Annotated in this window: 18 protein-coding genes and 1 pseudogene; 13 read left to right on the forward strand and 6 right to left on the reverse strand. The window is 56.4% G+C overall.

The window, feature by feature from the left end; genetic code table 11:
- The first annotated feature begins 2 nt into the window (after positions 1-2).
- From AO242_RS03350 to AO242_RS03375, 6 genes are read left to right on the forward strand one after another with little or no spacing between them, the layout of a single operon-like run.
- Complete coding sequence (locus AO242_RS03350; RefSeq protein ID WP_099267658.1) at positions 3-542, forward strand: chemotaxis protein CheW; 540 nt, start codon at positions 3-5, stop codon at positions 540-542.
- A complete protein-coding gene (locus AO242_RS03355; RefSeq protein ID WP_099267659.1) occupies positions 539-1,837 on the forward strand; it encodes a CheR family methyltransferase in 1,299 nt (432 codons plus the stop codon). Before AO242_RS03350 ends, AO242_RS03355 begins: the two co-directional genes overlap by 4 nt.
- Positions 1,834-2,523 carry a chemotaxis protein CheW gene (locus AO242_RS03360; RefSeq protein ID WP_027902619.1) on the forward strand — a complete coding sequence of 230 codons (690 nt, stop codon included), beginning with the start codon at positions 1,834-1,836 and terminating at the stop codon, positions 2,521-2,523. Before AO242_RS03355 ends, AO242_RS03360 begins: the two co-directional genes overlap by 4 nt.
- Entirely contained in the window at positions 2,520-4,931 is a 2,412-nt protein-coding gene (locus AO242_RS03365) for a hybrid sensor histidine kinase/response regulator (RefSeq protein WP_099267660.1), read from the forward strand. The genes AO242_RS03360 and AO242_RS03365 overlap by 4 nt, the downstream gene beginning before the upstream one ends.
- Positions 4,928-5,938 (forward strand): chemotaxis response regulator protein-glutamate methylesterase, encoded by a 1,011-nt coding sequence (locus AO242_RS03370; RefSeq protein ID WP_099267661.1) that lies wholly within the window; start codon positions 4,928-4,930, stop codon positions 5,936-5,938. Before AO242_RS03365 ends, AO242_RS03370 begins: the two co-directional genes overlap by 4 nt.
- A 45-nt stretch (positions 5,939-5,983) precedes the next feature.
- Positions 5,984-6,988: a response regulator gene (locus AO242_RS03375; protein WP_027902622.1), complete on the forward strand. Its 1,005-nt coding sequence runs from the start codon at positions 5,984-5,986 to the stop codon at positions 6,986-6,988.
- Positions 6,989-7,021: 33 nt separating this feature from the next.
- Here AO242_RS03375 and AO242_RS03380 read toward each other — a convergent pair whose 3' ends face one another.
- The 3 genes from AO242_RS03380 to AO242_RS03390 form a co-directional block, all read right to left on the reverse strand.
- Positions 7,022-8,260: a hypothetical protein gene (locus AO242_RS03380; RefSeq protein WP_099267662.1), complete on the reverse strand. Its 1,239-nt coding sequence runs from the start codon at positions 8,258-8,260 to the stop codon at positions 7,022-7,024.
- A gap of 163 nt (positions 8,261-8,423) precedes the next feature.
- Positions 8,424-9,998, reverse strand: coding sequence for a YceI family protein (locus tag AO242_RS03385; protein WP_099267663.1), 1,575 nt, complete (start codon positions 9,996-9,998; stop codon positions 8,424-8,426).
- A gap of 207 nt (positions 9,999-10,205) precedes the next feature.
- Positions 10,206-10,550 carry a hypothetical protein gene (locus tag AO242_RS03390; RefSeq protein WP_099267664.1) on the reverse strand — a complete coding sequence of 115 codons (345 nt, stop codon included), beginning with the start codon at positions 10,548-10,550 and terminating at the stop codon, positions 10,206-10,208.
- A 409-nt stretch (positions 10,551-10,959) separates the two neighbouring features.
- Between AO242_RS03390 and prfB the strand changes: the two genes are divergently transcribed.
- The 7 genes from prfB (at position 10,960) to AO242_RS03425 (ending at position 17,895) form a co-directional block, all read left to right on the forward strand.
- A protein-coding gene (prfB, locus tag AO242_RS03395) for a peptide chain release factor 2 (RefSeq protein ID WP_099267665.1) occupies positions 10,960-12,055 on the forward strand; the annotation gives its coding sequence in 2 pieces (ribosomal slippage) (positions 10,960-11,031 and positions 11,033-12,055; 1,095 coding nt in all).
- A gap of 73 nt (positions 12,056-12,128) precedes the next feature.
- Positions 12,129-13,631, forward strand: a complete 1,503-nt coding sequence (gene lysS / locus AO242_RS03400; RefSeq protein ID WP_099267666.1) for a lysine--tRNA ligase — start codon at positions 12,129-12,131, stop codon at positions 13,629-13,631.
- Between the two features lie 254 nt (positions 13,632-13,885).
- Positions 13,886-14,617 carry a TetR/AcrR family transcriptional regulator gene (locus AO242_RS03405; protein ID WP_099267667.1) on the forward strand — a complete coding sequence of 244 codons (732 nt, stop codon included), beginning with the start codon at positions 13,886-13,888 and terminating at the stop codon, positions 14,615-14,617.
- A gap of 25 nt (positions 14,618-14,642) precedes the next feature.
- Positions 14,643-15,230: a hypothetical protein gene (locus AO242_RS03410; protein ID WP_099267668.1), complete on the forward strand. Its 588-nt coding sequence runs from the start codon at positions 14,643-14,645 to the stop codon at positions 15,228-15,230.
- Between the two features lie 14 nt (positions 15,231-15,244).
- Positions 15,245-16,522: a flavohemoglobin expression-modulating QEGLA motif protein gene (locus AO242_RS03415; RefSeq protein ID WP_027897880.1), complete on the forward strand. Its 1,278-nt coding sequence runs from the start codon at positions 15,245-15,247 to the stop codon at positions 16,520-16,522.
- A gap of 192 nt (positions 16,523-16,714) precedes the next feature.
- Positions 16,715-17,569 carry an alpha/beta hydrolase gene (locus AO242_RS03420; RefSeq protein ID WP_231676243.1) on the forward strand — a complete coding sequence of 285 codons (855 nt, stop codon included), beginning with the start codon at positions 16,715-16,717 and terminating at the stop codon, positions 17,567-17,569.
- A complete protein-coding gene (locus AO242_RS03425; protein WP_099267670.1) occupies positions 17,566-17,895 on the forward strand; it encodes a hypothetical protein in 330 nt (109 codons plus the stop codon). Before AO242_RS03420 ends, AO242_RS03425 begins: the two co-directional genes overlap by 4 nt.
- Before the next feature lie 176 nt (positions 17,896-18,071).
- Here the strand turns inward: AO242_RS03425 and AO242_RS03435 are convergent, their stop codons facing one another.
- The 3 genes and pseudogenes from AO242_RS03435 to AO242_RS29625 all read right to left on the reverse strand — a co-directional run.
- Positions 18,072-18,854 (reverse strand): OmpA family protein, encoded by a 783-nt coding sequence (locus AO242_RS03435; protein WP_027902471.1) that lies wholly within the window; start codon positions 18,852-18,854, stop codon positions 18,072-18,074.
- A gap of 60 nt (positions 18,855-18,914) precedes the next feature.
- Positions 18,915-19,343 (reverse strand): DUF4398 domain-containing protein, encoded by a 429-nt coding sequence (locus tag AO242_RS03440; protein ID WP_027902470.1) that lies wholly within the window; start codon positions 19,341-19,343, stop codon positions 18,915-18,917.
- 258 nt (positions 19,344-19,601) lie between these two features.
- Positions 19,602-19,694, reverse strand: a pseudogene (locus tag AO242_RS29625) (pilin assembly protein); the annotation flags it as partial.
- Positions 19,695-19,815: the final 121 nt, after the last annotated feature.

Raw genomic sequence — 19,815 nt, forward strand, 5'->3', positions numbered from 1 at the left:
CCATGAGCGATCAACCGGTCAGTCGCGGCAGTTCCTCGATAGTGCCGAAAAATAAGCTGTTCCTGCTATTTCGTATCGGCGATGAACGCTACGCACTGGAGGCGCTGCAAGTCGCCGAAGTGCTGCCGCGTCTACCGCTCAAGGCCATTGCCCAGGCTCCACGATGGGTCGCAGGTGTGTTGTCCCATCGCGGCGATATGATCCCCGTGATTGATCTTGCAGCGTTGGCGTTCGGGCAGATCGCCAAGTCGCGAACCAGTACGCGATTGGTGTTGGTGCATTACCAGGTTGATGCCGGACAGCCCAAGCGCTTGCTGGGGCTGATTATCGAGCAGGCCACCGACATGCTGCGATGCGCGCCGGACGAGTTCAAGGACTACGGCCTGGACAATCCTGAGGCGTCCTATCTGGGGCCGGTACGCGAAGACGCGTCAGGGCTTGTGCAGTGGATCCACGTCCAGGACTTGCTCAGTGATCAGGTGCGTGAGTTGCTCTATCCGGCGCAGCCCCCGGAAGCTGAATTGATTGGAGAGGCACCATGAGCCAGGAGGCGCGCTTCTTCGGTTTTCTCAAGGACCGCATCGGCCTTGATGTCGCTTCCATAGGTGAGGCGATCGTCGAGCGTGCGATTCGTCAGCGTTACCTGGCCACCAAGGCTATCGACAGCGACGGTTACTGGCAGCTTCTGCAGTCGTCGGCTGAAGAGCAACAGGCGTTGATCGAGGCTGTCATCGTTTCTGAAACCTGGTTTTTTCGCTATCCGGAATCCTTTGTTTCATTAGGCAACCTCGCCAAGGCACGCATTGCCGAGCTGAACGGCGTACGGCCGATCCGTATCCTCAGCCTGCCGTGTTCCACGGGTGAAGAACCTTATTCCATCGCCATGGCTTTGCTGGATGCGGGTGCGCTGGCAGCGCAGTTCACCATCGATGCAATGGATATCAGCCCGATATCCATTCAACGCGCAGAGCGTGGCGTGTACGGTAAAAACTCGTTTCGCGGCGATGACATTTCTTATCGTGATCGTTATTTCAACGCCTCCGACGACGGTTTCGAGTTACAGGATCGGGTGCGTGAACGGATCAGCTTCCGTGCCGGCAATTTGCTCGATCCGGCACTGACAAACCAGACGGCCTATGACTTCGTGTTCTGTCGTAATTTGCTGATCTATTTCGATCAGCCCACGCAGAAACATGTGTTTGAGGTGCTCAAGCGCCTGACCCGCGATGACGGCATCCTGTTTATCGGACCTGCCGAAGGCAGCCTGTTGACGCGCATGGGCATGCGCTCGATTGGTATTCCCCAGACTTTTGCGTTCAGTCATTACAGCGCTCCGCAAGAGCCCGTACCGCTGCCTGCTGAGCCCTCTCCGCGCAGTGCAATTGTCCCGCCGGGTTTCAACCCGCGAAGCGTTTCGCGTACTCCGCGACCGACCACCGTGTCGCTTGCGCCTACGCAACGGTCACCTTCCGTTGCAACGGGGAGCCCTGTTACGGCAACGGGTAGAGACGACGTTGCGACATTGCTCGCCACCATCGCCAGCCTTGCCAACGAAGGCAAAAGCGCTGATGCACGCGCTGCGTGTGAGCGCTTTCTGAAAAGCCATGAACCCGTGGCGCAGGTGTTTTACTGGTTGGGGTTGCTCAGCGAGGTCGAAGGCAGCAATGCCCAGGCTCAGGGCTTTTATCGCAAGGCACTGTATTTGCAGCCGCAACACCCGGAGGCATTGGCGCAACTTGCAGCGTTGCTGGCGGCCCAGGGTGATAGCGCCGGGGCACGCAGGCTGAATGAACGTGCGGCCCGCAGTATGAACAAGCAAGGTGGTAGCCCGCGATGAGCAGAATCTTCAGCTATTCGAGCTTCATCCACGAGGATGCGCAGGCAATCGATGACTGCTGGAATCGCATCGGCATTCATGGTGACCGGTCGTGCCCGCTGCTGGTCGAGCATATCCACTGCCGTAACTGCCCGGTCTATGCCGCAGCGGCTACCAGTTTGCTGGATCGCTACGCGCTGACCCGAGGCGATGACGATCATGTGCAAGGGGCCGATTTCAAGGTCAAGACCAGGACGCGCTCGATTCTGGTTTTCCGTCTGGGCGAAGAGTGGCTGGGGTTCCCCACTCGCTGTATGGTCGAGATTGCACCATCACAAACTATTCATTCGCTGCCGCATCAGCGTTCCCGGGCACTGCTCGGTGTGGCCAATGTGCGTGGTGCGCTGGTTGCCTGCCTTTCACTGGTGGAATTGTTGGGGCTCGATACGACGGTTGTGCCTGCGCAATCGAGCCGGATTATGCCGCGCATGCTGATCGTGGCCGCTGACGGCGGTCCGGTGGTGGTGCCGGTGGATGAAATTCACGGTATCCATGCCATCGAAGAAGATCTGCTGGACTCGGCTTCGACTTCCGGAACGCATGCCAACGCGCGCTTTACCCGAGGTGTCTTGCAATGGAAGGATTACAGCCTGCGTCTGCTCGATGAAGAACAACTGTTGTCGGCGATCAATCGGAGCCTTTCATGACGCCAGATGAAATGCGCGATGCCTCGCTGTTCGAGCTGTTCACCCTTGAGGCCGAAGCCCAGACTCAAGTACTGAGCGGTGGTTTGCTTGCCCTTGAGCGTGACCCGACCCAGGCCGATCACCTGGAAGCCTGCATGCGTGCCGCCCACTCACTCAAAGGCGCGGCACGTATCGTCGGTGTCCATTTCGGTGTCAGCGTTGCCCATGTCATGGAAGATTGTCTGGTCAGCGCTCAGGAAGGTCGTCTTTATCTGCAGCCCGAACATATCGACGCCTTGCTGCAAGGGACTGATCTGTTGATGCGTATTGCGACGCCTGGCGTGAGCAACGTCGCGCAGGCCGATATCGACGCTTACGTAGAACGCATGAACACCCTGATGAGCCAGGGCAGCGGTATGCTGCGCGGTGCGACGTTATCAACCCCCTCCGCTGACGATGCCTTGTTGGCGGCCGCGATGGGGTTGACGCAATCGACGCCTTCCGGTCCTGATCCGTTGCTCGCACTCAACCTTCCTGACGAAACCCCAGGGCCCGGTATTGCCGCTGCTCCAGTGGCAATGCCAGAGCCAGAGCCAGCGCCGATGTCGTCTGTCGACGAAGGCCCGGTTGAGCCTGCTGCTGCGCCCGCCATGCGGCGTAACCGTCGGGCATCCGAGGGCGGCGAGCGCGTGCTGCGGGTGACGGCCGAGCGACTGAACAGCTTGCTGGATCTGTCGAGCAAATCACTGGTCGAGACACAACGCATCAAGCCTTATCTGGCCAATATGCAACGGCTCAAGCGTATCCAGACCGGCAGCAGTCGCGCGCTGGACGATCTTGAGGCCAGTTTCGGTGAGGCAGGTCTTGGTCCGGATGCGCAAAAAGCCCTGGACGAAGCGCGCCGTCTACTCGCCGAAGCGCAGCAAATGCTCGTCAATCAGACCGCAGAGCTGGACGAATTCGGCTGGGTGGCGGGGCAGCGAGCGCAGGAGCTTTATGACACTGCACTGGCTTGCCGGATGCGACCGTTTGCCGATGTTCTTGCCGGTCAGGCTCGCATGGTGCGTGATCTCGGACGGGAGCTGGGCAAGCAGGTCCGGCTGGAAATCGAAGGCGAAAAAACCCAGGTCGATCGTGACGTGCTGGAAAAGCTCGAAGCGCCGCTGACCCATTTGCTGCGCAACGCTGTGGACCACGGCATCGAGCTACCTGAAACGCGGCTGGCTGCGGGTAAACCGGCAGAAGGACTGATTCGTCTCAAAGCGTCCCATCAAGCGGGCCAGTTGCAGGTCGAGCTCAGCGATGACGGCGGCGGTGTTGACCTTGAGCGGTTGCGCAGCAATATCATCAAGCGTCAATTATCGCCTGCTGAAACGGCGTCGCAATTGAGCGAAGAAGAACTGCTGACGTTCCTGTTTCTGCCCGGTTTCAGTTTGAAAGACAAAGTCACCGAAATTTCCGGACGTGGCGTCGGCCTTGACGCTGTCCATGACATGGTTCGCCAACTGCGCGGCGTGGTCTTCGCTGAACAGCAGGCAAACCATGGCACCCGGTTTGTGATGGAAGTGCCGTTAACCCTGTCGGTAGTGCGCAGCCTGGTAGTAGAGGTCGGCGGCGAAGCCTATGCGTTCCCGTTGGCGCACATTGAGCGCATGAGCGATGTGCACAGCGACGATATTGTCCAGCTCGAAGGGCGCCAGCATTTCTGGCATGAAGGGCGACACGTCGGCCTGGTCGCCGCTAGCCAGTTACTGCACCGGCCACCAAGCCAGAGCTCTGAAGGTGTGCTCAAAGTCGTGGTGATCCGCGAGCGGGATGCGGTCTATGGCGTTGCTGTCGAGCGTTTTATCGGCGAGCGCACCCTCGTGGTATTGCCTTTGGATCCCCGGCTGGGCAAGGTCCAGGACATCTCCGCGGGTGCCTTGCTCGACGATGGCTCGGCAGTGCTGATCATCGATGTCGAGGATATGCTGCGTTCGGTAGAGAAGTTGCTCAACACCGGACGTCTGGAGCGCATCGACCGGCGCAATCTGCAGATTGACGCTGTATCGCGCAAACGTGTGCTGGTGGTCGACGATTCGTTGACGGTACGTGAGTTGCAGCGCAAGTTACTGGTCAATCGCGGCTACGAAGTGGCCGTTGCCGTGGACGGTATGGATGGCTGGAATGCATTGCGCGCAGAAGATTTCGATTTGCTCATCACCGATATCGACATGCCCCGCATGGACGGTATCGAACTGGTCACGCTGGTACGCCGGGATACTCGATTGCAGTCCCTGCCAGTGATGGTCGTTTCCTATAAAGATCGCGAAGAAGATCGCCGTCGTGGTCTGGATGCAGGGGCTGATTACTATCTGGCCAAGGCCAGTTTCCATGACGACGCGTTACTCGATGCCGTTGCTGAATTGATTGGGGATGCTCAGGCATGAAGATCGCGATCGTCAATGACATGCCTATGGCAGTCGAGGCCTTGCGTCGGGCGGTGGCCCTTGAGCCTTCGCACGAAGTGGTGTGGGTGGCGGGCAACGGGGCAGAGGCGGTGCGTAAATGCGCCGAGCTGCTTCCGGACGTCATTCTGATGGACCTGATCATGCCGGTCATGGACGGCGTTGAAGCCACCCGGCAGATCATGGCGGCGACGCCTTGCGCCATTGTGATTGTCACCGTCGACCGCCAGCAAAATATGAATCGGGTGTTCGAAGCGATGGGGCATGGTGCGCTGGATGTCGTGGATACGCCCGCCATCGGCGCAGGCAACCCCAGGGACGCCGCCGCACCGCTGTTGCGCAAGATCCTCAATATCGGCTGGTTAATGCGCCCGGAGCAACGTTCTGAACCGATTGTTTCAGCACCGTTGCGCTCCAGCAGTCAGCGTCAGCAATTGGTGGCCATCGGTTCGTCGGCAGGCGGACCCGCAGCGCTGGAGATATTGCTGAAAGGCTTGCCGGTCAATTTCCCGGCGGCCATCGTGTTGGTGCAGCACGTGGATCAGGTTTTTGCCGCTGGCATGGCTGAATGGCTCAGCAGCTCCTCGGGGTTGCCGGTGCGGCTGGCTCAGGAAGGCGAACCGCCTCGGCCAGGCACAGTTTTGCTCGCGGGTACCAATCACCATATTCGTTTATTGAAGAACGGCACGCTGTCCTATACGGCAGAGCCGGTCAATGAAATCTATCGGCCGTCGATCGACGTTTTTTTTGAAAGCGTGGCGCGTTACTGGACCGGAGAAGCAGTAGGTGTTTTGCTGACGGGCATGGGACGCGACGGGGCTCAAGGCCTCAAACTCATGCGCCAGCAAGGTTATTTGACCATCGCTCAGGATCAACAGTCCTGTGCGGTGTACGGCATGCCCAAAGCGGCGGCTGCCATTGATGCGGCGGTTGAGATCAGACCGCTGGAGACTATTTCGATGCGTTTGAAAGAGGTGTTCGCCCAATGAGTATTCAGGCGAAATCACCATCAGGCGTTGGACAGGAGTTCGGGAATGAATGACTTGCTGCTGGACTCCCTCCAGCCAGATGACGAAAACTCGGCCATGGTGCTCTTGGTCGATGATCAGGCGATGATCGGCGAAGCGGTCAGGCGTAGTCTGGCCAACGAGGAGCGTATCGACTTTCACTTCTGCGCTGATCCGCATCAGGCCATTGCGCAGGCGATCCAGATCAAGCCCACGGTTATCCTGCAGGATCTGGTCATGCCAGGCCTGGACGGCCTGACGCTGGTGCGCGAGTACCGCAATAATCCGCTGACCAAAGACATTCCGATCATCGTACTTTCGACCAAGGAAGACCCGATGATCAAGAGCGCGGCGTTCTCTGCCGGCGCCAACGATTATCTGGTCAAGCTGCCGGACACGATCGAGCTGGTCGCGCGGATTCGTTACCACTCACGTTCGTACATGACTCTGTTGCAACGTGACGAAGCTTACCGGGCATTGCGCGTGAGTCAGCAGCAGTTGCTGGATACCAACCTCGTGCTGCAGCGCCTGATGAACTCTGATGGTTTGACGGGCCTGTCCAACCGTCGTCATTTCGACGAGTACCTGGAGCTGGAGTGGCGTCGTGCGAGCCGTGATCAGACCCAGTTGTCGTTGATGATGATCGATGTCGATTTCTTCAAAGCGTACAACGACAACTTTGGCCATCTGGAAGGCGACGAAGCGCTGCGTCAGGTGGCCAAGGCCATTCGCGCCAGTTCGGCTCGCCCATCAGACCTGCCTGCGCGTTATGGCGGCGAAGAGTTCGCGCTGGTCCTGCCCAATACCTCACCCGGTGGCGCACGTCTGCTGGCCGAGAAACTGCGCATGACCGTCGCGGGCATGAACATCCCGCACATCGCGCCGACACCGGGCGCTTCGTTGACGGTCAGCATTGGCGTATCGACCATCGTCCCGCAGCCTGGCACCAATAGCCGTCAGTTGATTCAGGAGGCGGACAAAGGGCTTTATGCGGCCAAGCATAATGGGCGTAATCAGGTTTCGGTGGCGTAGGGCCAGATTGATGTCCGGCCTAAGCTGTTGGCTTCAGGGTTGCAAAGCCTGATCCGCCACGTTGTACCTGAAAGGGTTACCCGCCAGGCGATCCAGATTGAGTCTCACTACAGGGATCCAGATCCCTGTTTTGGCTTTATATTTAGTCTGGTAGGCCTTTGCTTCTTCCAGCGCACCGGTAATGCCGACTTTATAGAAGAATGACTCTATGGGCAGTCTATGACCTATGTCCTGAGCCCACGTTGCGATCATGATCTCGTTCCATCTGCGCCAGACGTTGGGTGCAGTGTTTTTTCTTGCGTCGATGCTGATTTGAAATTGAGCAGGGTCCTGAGTGCTGAGCGAGCATTGATAGGCAGGTTTGGGGAGCGGGTTTGTGTATGCGTTCCACTGCGCCAATGTGCGCACGCCGACTCCAGAACAGGTGCTCAAGTCACCCGCTAAATTCCGCTCTGTTTTAAGGCCGCATCCCTTGGCCGGGCGTACGCCTACCAGCGTTCCCGCATCATTGGCGTAGATGCACAAATATTCTTGAGCCCTGTTAGCTGCGATGGCGTCATTCTGACTCAGAAAAGTGAAGCCGCTGTTGTGATAGAGATTTTTAACATCCGCGTCTTTTCGCATGTAAGAGAATGATACGCCCCCCAGTAATACCGCCTTTGGGCTGGGATTCCACGGGTCGTAAGCGTCATTTATCGTGGAGCGTATGACCACGCCATTGCAGTAGTAGGCAGGTTTATTATTGGGACATACCGGGCGGATGTCTGAGTACCTTGCATTCATGGCGTCGACGACTACATCTCCTGACGGTGGAGTGACGCCAGCGGATACTGAAATAGTCAGTGGGCGGGATATCTCGAGAGGGTTTGTCCCCACTCCGACGCTGTAAGTCACGACCGCAGTAGCATTCGCATCTTTTTGAATTTCTGATTTGGGGATGTAAAACGTTACAGGCCGGTTTGCTCCAGCTGCTTGAACGGGGGCGTCGTACTGGGATTTACCTTTCCAGCGCAGGCCGACGGTATGTGCGTTCTGGATGGCAGGATAAGTCACAGTGGCCGTTGCAGTCGCGCCGAGTGTGGTCAGGTTGATGACTTTATTTGGTGCTTGCGTGATGGAGGGCTCCGGCAGGTCGAGGGCCAAAGCCTCGGGGACCGAAGTACTCGTGTACGCAGGCGAGCTTGATACACCGGGATGCTCGGGGGTTGAGGTACAGCTGGCAAGACTTAAGATGAACAGGCAGGCAGTCACCATTATTTTTGAGATGTGCATGTAAACTCCATGTAACGTCTATAAAGAAGTGCTGGCCCCTAAGCAATGAAAGCTTAAATGTCTCAATTTTTTCATGACGTTTATATTTTTGTAGCTCCGTAGCGTCATCACTTACCCGCGTGGCGGCTTGAAGTTCAGGGTATCCCGCACAGTGCTATGCCATTCATGGCTGGATAGCCTGGTCTCCCGCGGTGTAACTAAAAGGATTACCATTCAGTTGGGTCAGATCAAGTTTTATGATCGGCACCCATAGTGCTGTCCGAGCTTTGTATTTTGTCTGGTAGTTTTTTGCCTCAGCCAACGACGCTGGAATATTGGCTTTATAAAAAAATGACTCAAGGGGTAGCCTCGTACCAATACCGAGTGCCCACGTGGTCATCATTATTTCATTCCAGGTCCTATAAATGAGGGGGGCGGCAACAGATCGAGCCTGCAAGCTGACATAGAACTGCGCTGCATCTTCAGTACTTAATGAGCATTGATTGCTGGGGTGGGGCACTGTGGGCGCGTATGCTGTCCACTGCGCTAACGTGATAACGTTTTTGCTGGCGCATGAACTCAAATCCGCGAGCGCATCATTTTTAGCTTTCAGACCACATCCGTGGTTGGGGCGCGTGACATTAGCCGTCCATGCGTCATGCGGATAAATACACAAGTAAGTCTGAGCTTTATTGGCAGCAATCGCTTCCGTCTGGCTTAAAAATGTAAAGCCGCTGTTGTGATAAAGATTGATAACCTTACTGTCCTTTCTCATGTACGAAAATGATATGCCTCCTAGCTGGATTGCCAGAGGGGAAGGGTCCCAAGGGTCGTAGTTTTCATCTGTTGTCGAGCGGATAGTAATGCCTGAGCAGTAATAGGCAGGTTTATTATTTGGGCATGCTGCACGGGTGTCCGAATACCGGATGTTCATGGCCGCCGCTATGGATTCGCCTGAAATAGAATTAATAATTTCAAGGGGTAACGCTTCGGATATTTTTAGTGGCTCTAACCCAATCCCCACACTGTAGGTGAATATTCCGCTGCCCCCCACATCACCGGCCACTGCAGATGTGGGTACGGTGAACACCACCGGACGAGTCGTACCGACGAGTTGAACGGTTGCGTCGTATTGAGATTTACCTTTCCATCTCAGTCCTACATTGTGCCCACTGGTAATGGTGGGGTAGGTGACATTGACTGTCACGTTGGCACCCAGTGTTGAAAGGTTCAGCTTCCCTGCTGGTGCTTGTGGCGCAACCGGTTTCGGAAAAGTGGCGGGAACTGCGTTCCCTATTACATTGATCGATATACGATTGGATACTTCGATAGGGTTGTTATCGACGCCCACGCTGTAAGTCAATACGCCGCTGCTGCCTACATCGGCCGCTATGTTGGCCTTAGGCACAGTAAACGTCAGCGGTCCCGCTACGCCAACTGTCTGCACCGGCGATTTGTAGGTGTTCTTACCTGTCCACCATACCGAGACAGTATGACCTGTAGCAACAGCCGGATAGGTGACTTTCACAGTGGCATGAGTACCCAGCGTGTTCAGATCAATAGTCTTGTTCGGTGCTTCTGCCACCGTGGGATCAGGCAATACCAATGCGCGCGTTTCGGAGTTCTGAACAACCGACGTGTCTACGCTTGAGGTTGAGCCATGCACGCGGTTGTCGTCCTGGGCTGTAGTTAAACTACAGGCGCTCAATACGCAGGACAACATGAAGGCAAGGGCAGTGCAGTGTGTTGTCAAACGCATGATAACGCCTCGCCTTTTCCTAGTGTTGCCGTAGATACCAGAGGGTGTCCCCCTCGTTATCTGTATAGCGATGAGCGAACGGTATATTGCTTCTCGGAGCCATCTGGTAGGTGTGACTAAATATCGGGTCATTTATCAAAGTGGGGCGGCGCATGATTCACCGCCCGTTTTAAACTTTTACGGTATGAGTTATCAAGTAGTGGCTTACTAAGCGATGACTTTGACCGAAAGCGGTGCAGAGATGCTGATCGGATCGTTACCTGCCCCGACCGAGTAAGTAACCGTGGCACTGGCGTTTAAATCCGCTTCGATATTACCTTTGGGAATGAGGAATTGCAGTGGCTTAACGTCTGCTACTGTCTGGATGGGCGTGTTATAGATCACCTTGCCACTCCAGCGTACACCGACTGATTGGCCAACAGCCATGCCTGGGTAAGTGACACTCACCGTCGCACTATCGCCAAGAGTGCTTAATTGAATCGTACCGTTTTGCGCCTCCAGCACAACGGGCGACGGCAAGATGGATGAACGTGCATTCGTTTGAGAGGTCATTGCGGTCTTCCTGATTTTCTTATAAAGAGAGTTCTGGGAAGGAGGGGGTCCAACCGTAATGAAAGTCTGGCAGAAGGATGGATAAGTGAAAGACCATGTCGCTATGGTATTAATCGCTAAATTTTATATGTGTCGTTGAGAGGTAACTATTATCGGTGGTTGAAAGTACCCGTGATTAGTTATCCATGTTGATCTGCTCTGCTTCCCACTGTTCAAGCCGACCTCAGCCTTTTTCTCGTGGGGCATTGATAGCAGGATGCCGCGATGAACCGATATTTCGAAGAGGATGCCCAGTCCTGCAGCGGGCTTGCGTGAATGCTGCTCATCACTGCCCAACGGGCTGCCTTCATCGCCCTCACTCGGGTATACTCACCGGCTTTGAAAATTTCGCCTGCGAGTGCTGCCCACCATGGAAATCAACCCGATCCTAAACAGCATCAAGGACCTGTCCGAGCGCTCCGAAACCATTCGGGGGTATCTTTGACTACGATCACAAACATGATCGTCTGACCGAAGTTAACCGTGAGCTCGAAGATCCAAATGTCTGGAACAACCCAAGCTACGCCCAGGAACTAGGCCGCGAGCGCTCCCTGCTGGCGCAGATTGTAGACACCCTGGACGAAATGTCCTCCGGTCTGGCCGATGCCAAAGACCTGCTGCTGATGTCCGCCGAAGAAGAAGACCAGGCTGCCGTCGATGACGTGGCTGCCGAAGTCGAGCGCCTGCGTGCGTCGCTTGAGAAGCTTGAATTCCGTCGCATGTTCAGCGGCGAGATGGACCCTAACAACGCCTACCTGGATATCCAGGCCGGCTCCGGCGGTACCGAAGCACAGGACTGGGCCAACATCCTGCTGCGCATGTACCTGCGCTGGGCTGACAAGCGCGGTTTCGACGCTACGATCATGGAACTGTCCGCCGGTGAAGTCGCCGGTATCAAGGGCGCTACCGTGCATATCAAGGGCGAATACGCCTTTGGCTGGCTGCGTACCGAAATCGGCGTGCACCGTCTGGTGCGCAAGAGCCCGTTCGACTCCGGTAATCGTCGTCACACCTCGTTCTCGGCGGTCTTCGTTTCTCCGGAAATCGACGACAACATCGAAATCGACATCAATCCGTCGGACCTGCGTATCGATACCTATCGTTCGTCCGGTGCCGGTGGTCAGCACGTAAACACCACTGACTCGGCCGTGCGGATTACTCACGTACCGACCAACACCGTGGTGAGCTGTCAGAACGAACGTTCCCAGCACGCGAACAAAGACACCGCGATGAAAATGTTGCGGGCGCGCTTGTATGAGCAGGAAGTGCAGAAACGCAACGCCGCTTCCCAGGCACTGGAAGACACCAAGTCCGATATCGGCTGGGGTCACCAGATCCGTTCATACGTGCTGGACGCCTCGCGGATCAAGGATCTGCGGACCAACATCGAACGCAGTGACTGCGACAAGGTGCTGGACGGCGATCTCGACGAGTACCTGATTGCGAGCCTGAAACAAGGGCTGTAACCCGTCAGCCTTGATCTTCAAGACCCCCGTGCAAACGCGGGGGCAACGAACCTGTGATGGAATATTTAAAGACATGAGCGACCAACAACTCGACCCGCAAGCCCTGCAACAGGAAGAAAACACCCTGATCGCCCTGCGCAAGGAAAAGCTTGCTGCCGAGCGCGCCAAGGGTCAGGCCTTTCCTAATGACTTCCGCCGCGACAGCTACTGCAATGACCTGCAGAAAAAGTACGTGGACAAGACCAAGGAAGAGCTGGCTGAAGCGGCGATCCCGGTCAAGGTTGCCGGTCGCATCATGCTCAACCGTGGCTCGTTCATGGTGATTCAGGACATGACCGGTCGCATCCAGGTCTACGTCAACCGCAAGACTTTGTCGGAAGAAACCCTGGCCGCAGTGAAAACCTGGGACCTGGGCGACATCATTGCTGCTGAAGGCACGCTGGCGCGTTCGGGCAAAGGCGACCTGTACGTCGAAATGACCACTGTGCGTCTGCTGACCAAGTCGCTGCGTCCGCTGCCCGACAAACACCACGGCCTGACCGACACCGAGCAACGTTACCGCCAGCGCTACGTTGATCTCATCGTCAACGAAGAAGTGCGTGATACCTTCCGTGTGCGTTCTCAAGTCATCGCTCACATCCGCAGCTTCCTGATGAAGCGTGACTTCCTGGAAGTCGAAACGCCAATGCTGCAGACCATCCCTGGCGGTGCGGCAGCCAAGCCGTTTGAAACTCACCACAATGCGCTGGACATGGAAATGTTCCTGCGTATCGCGCCTGAGTTGTACCTGAAACGTCTGGTGGTTGGCGGCTTCGAGAAAGTGTTCGAGATCAACCGCAACTTCCGTAACGAAGGCGTCTCGACCCGTCACAATCCTGAGTTCACCATGCTTGAGTTCTATCAGGCGTATGCGGACTACGAAGACAACATGGACCTCACCGAGGAGCTGTTCCGCGAACTGGCTCAACTGGTTCTGGGTACTACTGATGTGCCTTACGGCGACAAGGTATTCCACTTCGGCGAACCATTCGTGCGTCTGTCGGTGTTCGACTCGATCCTCAAGTACAACCCGGATCTGACCGCTGCTGACCTGCAAGACATCGACAAGGCTCGTGCCATCGCCAAGAAAGCTGGCGCCAAAGTGCTGGGCTTCGAAGGTCTGGGCAAGCTGCAGGTGATGATTTTCGAAGAGCTGGTCGAGCACAAGCTGGAGCAGCCGCACTTCATCACCCAGTACCCGTTCGAAGTGTCACCGCTGGCACGCCGCAACGATGACAACCCGAACGTTACCGACCGTTTTGAACTGTTCATCGGCGGCCGTGAAATCGCCAACGCTTACTCCGAGTTGAACGACGCGGAAGATCAGGCCGAGCGCTTCCAGGCTCAGGTTGCCGACAAGGACGCGGGCGATGACGAAGCCATGCACTACGATGCTGACTTCGTCCGTGCGCTGGAGTACGGCATGCCGCCGACTGCCGGTGAAGGCATCGGCATCGACCGTCTGGTCATGCTGCTGACCAACGCTCCGTCGATCCGCGACGTGATCCTCTTCCCGCACATGCGCCCACAAGCGTAAGTGACGTGAAAAACGAGCCGCCTGTGATGGGCGGCTTTTTTTTGCGTGACGATTTGGCCTCTGAAAGCTTCAGTTCAGACATGTTGGTTTACATTTTCAGCGCAACTGGCATCTTGGCCTGGTGTGATTGCTCCGGGCTGGTAGGAGCGAACTTTGTTCGCGAGGCGCTTACATGACCACCGCCGCGTCGACAAACAGGCTCTTGCCGTTGCAATCCCAGACAGATCGTTTTCAAGCAAAAGGAAAGAACCGTCGTGACCCGTTCGATTGCTCAAAATGGAGCCGCTGGTGCTGCCAGCGCCGTGGTGCAAAGTGTCGAGTATCAAGGTCGCAAGGCGAGTCGACAGGGCAGTGAACAGCGCAGGCAGGACATTCTCGATGCCGCCATGCGCATCGTGGTCCGTGACGGCGTGCGTGCGGTGCGTCACCGCGCAGTGGCTGCGGAAGCGGGTGTACCGCTGTCGGCCACCACGTACTACTTCAAGGACATCGATGATCTGCTCACCGACGCTTTTTCTCAGTACGTCGAACGCAGTGCCGCGTACATGGCCAAGCTCTGGGAAAGTACCGAAGTCACCTTGCGCGAAATGGTGGGACGTACTGACGGCACTACTGCTGGTCGTGCGCGTCTGGCCGATGAAATCGCGATCATGGCCATGGAATATATTCGTCGGCAACTGTCGACCCGTCGCGATTACCTGATTGCTGAACATGCCTTCCATTGTGAGGCGTTGATTAACCCGCGGCTGGCCCGACTGGTGGATGCGCATCGGGATATTCTGCTCCAGGGTGCCTACCGCCTTTTGCAGGTCATGGGTTCGGTTCAGCCGCTTCAGGACGCTCAAGTGTTGACGGGGGTCATGTGTCGGATGGAGTATCAAGGTCTGCTACATGGCCCGCAGCCCGACGCGGACAAAGAAAACCTCGGTATTCTCACCCGTCAGATGCATCTGGTATTAGGCACGACAAAGCCGCTCGACGAGTGACAAGCCCCCCTCTCGGGAGTAGCCAATGAAAGCCTGGCGTCTGCTTGTCGCCTTGTCGTTCCTGCTGTTGAGTGGCTGCCTGGTGACGTTCAAGGATTCGATTCCTGCGCGCGAAGCAGCGCCAGCGCAACTGCTGGGCAACTGGACCAGCAAGAATGCCTGGGGCGAGCCGCTTGAGCTGGAAATCAGCCGGACCGGCAGCAACGAGTACAAGGCGGTCAGCTACCGTAAGGGGGATCGCAAGCGCCGCGATACATACGCTTTTACCGTGTCCCGGCATGGCAGTCGCTGGTATCTGAGCGCCGGTCTGCCGGAAAAATATGGCGGCCATTTCGTAATGGCTGGCTTTGAACTGGCGCAAACCGGCGAGTTGGTGGTCTACAACCTGGACATGGATCGCTTCAACCAATGGGTTGAGCAAAAAGTGCTCAGTGGCGAAAAAATGCCATTCGGGAAAGACGACGGATTGTTGATCACCAGCCCTCTGGATCAAGTATTTGGTTACCTGAACGATCCGGCCAATTCTGATGTTTTTCTCGAGGTAGCGCGTTACCAGCGGCTGCCCGAGCAGGGCACACGCCCGACCAACCAAGGGCCGACCAAGGCGCAATAACCAAGGAGCACGGGGTGGACGAGTACCAGCAGACTATACGAACGTTGTCGGATCGGATCGTCGCAGCCCAGACGCCGATTCGGGTTCTGGATGCGGTGAAGTGGGACGACACGGTGCGCAAGGATTTTCTTGCGGCCAAAGGCAAGGCCTTACCTGCGGTGGATCGCGCCTACTACGAAAATCGGCCTCTGGGTTTTGACTCTTCTGAACTGAAGCTCGAGTTCCAGAATATCGAGCGCGACATCACCCGTCAGTTGGGCCAGTTCAACCCTGTGGGCCAGATCATGCGCCGCATGTGCAAGGAGTACCGCATGGTAGTCCGCATGCTGGAGGCCCGAGGCACTGCGGATTTCGGGTTGATCTCCCAGGAGTTGTACGGCGCGGCGTCTGACGCTTTTCATGCCGGTGATCCAACCCTGGCTGATCTGGGTTTGATGCTTTCTGACTACCTCAATAACATCGCCGGTCGCGGTGACCTCAAGGATGAACCGAAAATCCTGACGGCCAAAGACGCGGTGTCTTTGTTGCAAAGTCGTCTGAACAAGGTTTTTGGTGAGGCCGAAGAGACCATTCGCGTCTTCGAATCCGACGGCATCGTCGCCGATGCCGCGGCAGGCGCCGACTACATCAAGATTCGCTCCGACGCGATGTTCAACGAGCGCGACGTCCGTGCGCTGGAAGTTCATGAGGGCCTGGTGCATGTGGGTACCACGCTGAATGGCCAGAATCAGCCTATCTGTACCTTCCTGTCAAAAGGACCGCCGTCCTCGACGGTGACGCAGGAAGGCCTGGCGATCCTCATGGAGGTCATCGCCTTTGCCTCCTACCCAAGTCGTTTGCGCAAGCTGACCAACCGGACTCGCGCCATCCACATGGCAGAGGAGGGCGCAGATTTCCTTCAGGTGTTCGAGTTCTACCGTGAGCAAGGTTTTGGCATGTCTGAAAGCTACGGTAATGCCAGCCGGGTTTTCCGCGGCTCGGTGCCCAATGGCCTGCCGTTCACCAAGGACCTGTCCTATCTCAAGGGTTTCATCATGGTTTACAACTATATTCAGCTCGCCGTGCGCAAGGGCAAGCTGGAACAAGTGCCACTGCTGTTCTGTGGCAAAACCACCCTTGAGGACATGCGTACATTGCGTCAGTTGGTGGATGAAGGCCTGGTCGTGCCGCCCAAATACCTGCCCGAGCAGTTCCGGGACATGAACGCGCTGTCGGCGTGGATGTGCTTCTCGAACTTCCTGAACCACCTGAGCCTGGACCGGATCGAGGCGGACTATTCGAATATTTTGTAGCGCCTCAGATCTCTTGTAGGAGCTGCCGAAGGCTGCGAAGGCGGTGTGTCATTAGAATCCGATCGCAGCCTTCGGCAGTTCCTACAGAAAATGTATTTTATTGATCCGAGCCGCATCAAAAAACAAAAGGAATCCCGCTTGAAATTCCTCATCACCCTCACGCTGCTCTTGTCCCTGAGCGGCTGCAGCTCGATGCTGTTCTACCCGGAACCCGGTCTGCCGTTCACTCCGGAAAAGGCCCATCTGCAATACCGCGACGTCACCCTTACCGCAGCCGACGGCACACAGTTGCATGCCTGGTGGCTGCCTGCCAAAGAAGGCGTTGAAGTCAAAGGCACGGTGCTGCACTTGCATGGCAATGGCGGCAATCTGGCCTGGCACCTGGGCGGTAGTTGGTGGTTGCCGGAGCAGGGTTATCAGGTTCTGATCCTTGACTATCGCGGCTATGGTTTATCCCAGGGGGCGCCCAGCCTGCCTGCGATTTATCAGGACGTGGATGCAGCATTCGACTGGCTGAACAAAGCCCCTGAAGTGCAGGGCAAGCCGCTGGTCGTGCTCGGTCAAAGCATCGGCGGGGCCTTGGGAGTTCATTACCTGTCTGAGCATCCGCAGCAACGTTCGCGGCTCAAGGCGCTGATTCTCGATGGAGCGCCTGCCAGTTACCGTAAAGTCGCTCGTTATACGCTGAGTACTTCATGGCTGACCTGGCCGTTCAAAACACCGCTTTCCTGGTTGATACCCGACGCCGACAGCGCCATCAATGGCCTGCCGAAATTGAAGGGGACGCCGATGCTGATATTCCAGAGCATGGACGACACCCTCGTGCCGCTCGACAACGGCATCAGCCTCTATCAGGCCGCGCCGCTGCCACGGGTGCTGCAACTGACCCGTGGCGGTCATGTGCAGACATTCTCTGACCCCACCTGGCGTCAGGTGATGATTCGCTACCTGGAAGATCCGCAGCACTTCAATGGTCTGCGTCGTCTCGGTGAAGTGCCGAATTACCCGGATCCCTCTGAAAAAGAAACATCTGAGAACCGCAAATGAGTGAAGAGCGCAATGCCATTCCCCTGATCATCACGGGTATTTGTACGATCTTCGTCACTGTCGGCACGCTTTGGTATTACGGCTATCTGCATTTTGCCAAGCCTGAAGATGCTCTGTTGCTCAACGAATTCACGATGCTCAAAACTGTGCCGGGCGAAGACTACAAAATCGCCGCCACACCTGCCGCCGAAGTCGCGCAGTGCATTGATGGTGTGCTGGTGTTGTTTGACACGTCGCAGAAGGGACTGTCAGGAGTTCTGATCAATAACAGGAAGCAGGCAGTGCGCTGTGCAGGGCAGGAGACGCCGCAGCAGCTTCAGCCTTAAATCGTCGCCGCATTTTGTAGGAGTGAGCTTGCTCGCGATAGCGTTGTGTCAATCGATGGACAGGTTGACTGACACGACGCTATCGCGAGCAAGCTCACTCCTACAGGATTGTGTAAGCAACAAAAAAGCCCGGCCTGTTTTCACAGGCCGGGCTTCTGGTTTGCAGCGTCAGCGATTTACTTCATCGACGAACGCGGCGCTACCGGCTGGTTGTCGTTGGAAACGGTCACTTCCACACGGCGGTTCTGGGCACGGCCCGAAGCGCTGGTGTTGTCGGCAACCGGGTATTCCTTGCCATAACCTTGGGAAACTACACGGGCTGGATCAACCCCCATCTTCACCAGTGCCATGCGCACAGAGTTGGCGCGACGCTCGGACAGAGACAGGTTGTAGGAATCGGAACCCGAACTGTCGGTATAACCTTCCACGATCACTTTGCGATCCGGGTTATCACGCAGGTAGGTCGCCAGTTGGTTGACGTTAACCAGACCGCTGGATTTCAGCTCCGCCTTGTTCAGGTCAAACAGCACGTCGCCGAAAGTCACCAGCGTACCGCGCTCGGTTTGCTTGGCGTTCAGGCTGCTTTGCAGTGCCTTGATCTGAGCGTCACGGGCATCCAGACGGGCTTGAGCGCGCTGAGCGGAGGCACCTTTCAGTTCCTCTTCAGCGGTGCGCAGGGCAATAGTCTGCTTCGCAACTTCAACACGCTGGTTGGTCAGATAAGCCAGTTGGTCGACTTTCTTCTCGTCTTCGCTGTTGCGATAGGCTGCGTCAGCCTTGTCCAGCCAGTCGCTGGCGTCTTTGGTTTCCAGCGCCGCTACTTTGGTAGCCTGCGGGTTGGTCTGCAGAGCGGAGAAGTTGGTGCGAGCCTGTTCCAGATTCTGGTTAGGCGGCGTCGAGCAAGCGGCCAGTGCAACACTCATGGCCAGCAGGGCAGGGATCATCACTTGTTTGCGCATAATAGTTTCGTCCTTTCAATCGAATTCGAAATGCATGAAAAACGTTGGCTGCAACGTTGGTTACTGGGCCGGTGCCGGTTGCACCTGACGCAGACCTTCTTCACGTAGTTCGTTGACGCCTTGACGGGCATCCTGCACAGCTCGCTCTGCCTTGGCAGCCTGGGATTTACGTTCGGCTACGCGAGCGTCCCATTCAGCTTGTTCAGCCAGGCGGCGTGCTTCGTCGTATTTCTGCTCTTGCATGGCGAGCTCGGCTTGCTTGAGTTTGTCTTGCGCCGATTTCATTTCCACTGCGGAGAACTCGGTACCACCGGCGCTGACGGCGCTGTTGACGGCCGATTGGCTCACAGCGTACTGCTCGGTCGGAGGATTACCTGCACAACCAGCGAGTACGAAGCTGGCACCCAGTGCCAGAGCAGTCAGTTTCAGACCGCGCAGGCCTTTGAATTTGGTGTTGGCAGTAAGCGTGTTCATCGTGATCGACTCCATTATTTAACTCCTGAAAATCTTGAGTGTTCCATGACAGTCGTTGGCCTGAAGCGTGCGAGGTAGCGTATGGCTGCGCCGTTGGCTATCCGTAGGCTTTTCTGTAATGGCTATGGGCTCGGACACATGAGCTTTTTGAATAGTTCAGGTTTTTTTTGACGTCAATAGTCAGTGGGGTCGGGGAACAAACCGTGTGAAAAAACGATCCTGGCGTGTCACTGCCAGGCCGTCTTGGGGCCCGCGCGACGCGTAAGCGGGTTATTACTCAGTGTCCTTTTTTTCGGACAACTCATGCAGATACCGCCGTGAAAGCGCCAGAAAACGTGGGGTAGGGCCTACGTCTTCGGATATAGGTTATACGAAGGAAAATTTCGTGGCCGAGGTTGTCCTTCACAGCCTAGCTCAGTCCAAATCAGTTGAGGGTAGTGGTCGATCCGGGTGGCAATCCCAGCACCATTGCTTGGTGTGCTTGAGC

The organism is Pseudomonas sp. ICMP 561 (assembly GCF_002699985.1).
Classification (GTDB): domain Bacteria; phylum Pseudomonadota; class Gammaproteobacteria; order Pseudomonadales; family Pseudomonadaceae; genus Aquipseudomonas; species Aquipseudomonas quasicaspiana.

Bases quoted from the DNA above. Each gene is read 5' to 3' on its own strand.
- AO242_RS03380 (WP_099267662.1), bottom strand. From the start codon at position 8,260: ATGCACATCTCAAAAATAATGGTGACTGCCTGCCTGTTCATCTTAAGT.
- AO242_RS03440 (WP_027902470.1), bottom strand. From the start codon at position 19,343: ATGGAGTCGATCACGATGAACACGCTTACTGCCAACACCAAATTCAAA.
- AO242_RS03375 (WP_027902622.1), top strand. From the start codon at position 5,984: ATGAATGACTTGCTGCTGGACTCCCTCCAGCCAGATGACGAAAACTCG.
- AO242_RS03390 (WP_099267664.1), bottom strand. From the start codon at position 10,550: ATGACCTCTCAAACGAATGCACGTTCATCCATCTTGCCGTCGCCCGTT.
- lysS (WP_099267666.1), top strand. From the start codon at position 12,129: ATGAGCGACCAACAACTCGACCCGCAAGCCCTGCAACAGGAAGAAAAC.
- AO242_RS03385 (WP_099267663.1), bottom strand. From the start codon at position 9,998: ATGCGTTTGACAACACACTGCACTGCCCTTGCCTTCATGTTGTCCTGC.
- AO242_RS03365 (WP_099267660.1), top strand. From the start codon at position 2,520: ATGACGCCAGATGAAATGCGCGATGCCTCGCTGTTCGAGCTGTTCACC.
- AO242_RS03425 (WP_099267670.1), top strand. From the start codon at position 17,566: ATGAGTGAAGAGCGCAATGCCATTCCCCTGATCATCACGGGTATTTGT.
- AO242_RS03420 (WP_231676243.1), top strand. From the start codon at position 16,715: ATGCTGTTCTACCCGGAACCCGGTCTGCCGTTCACTCCGGAAAAGGCC.
- AO242_RS03355 (WP_099267659.1), top strand. From the start codon at position 539: ATGAGCCAGGAGGCGCGCTTCTTCGGTTTTCTCAAGGACCGCATCGGC.
- AO242_RS03410 (WP_099267668.1), top strand. From the start codon at position 14,643: ATGAAAGCCTGGCGTCTGCTTGTCGCCTTGTCGTTCCTGCTGTTGAGT.
- AO242_RS03435 (WP_027902471.1), bottom strand. From the start codon at position 18,854: ATGCGCAAACAAGTGATGATCCCTGCCCTGCTGGCCATGAGTGTTGCA.
- AO242_RS03350 (WP_099267658.1), top strand. From the start codon at position 3: ATGAGCGATCAACCGGTCAGTCGCGGCAGTTCCTCGATAGTGCCGAAA.
- AO242_RS03360 (WP_027902619.1), top strand. From the start codon at position 1,834: ATGAGCAGAATCTTCAGCTATTCGAGCTTCATCCACGAGGATGCGCAG.
- AO242_RS03370 (WP_099267661.1), top strand. From the start codon at position 4,928: ATGAAGATCGCGATCGTCAATGACATGCCTATGGCAGTCGAGGCCTTG.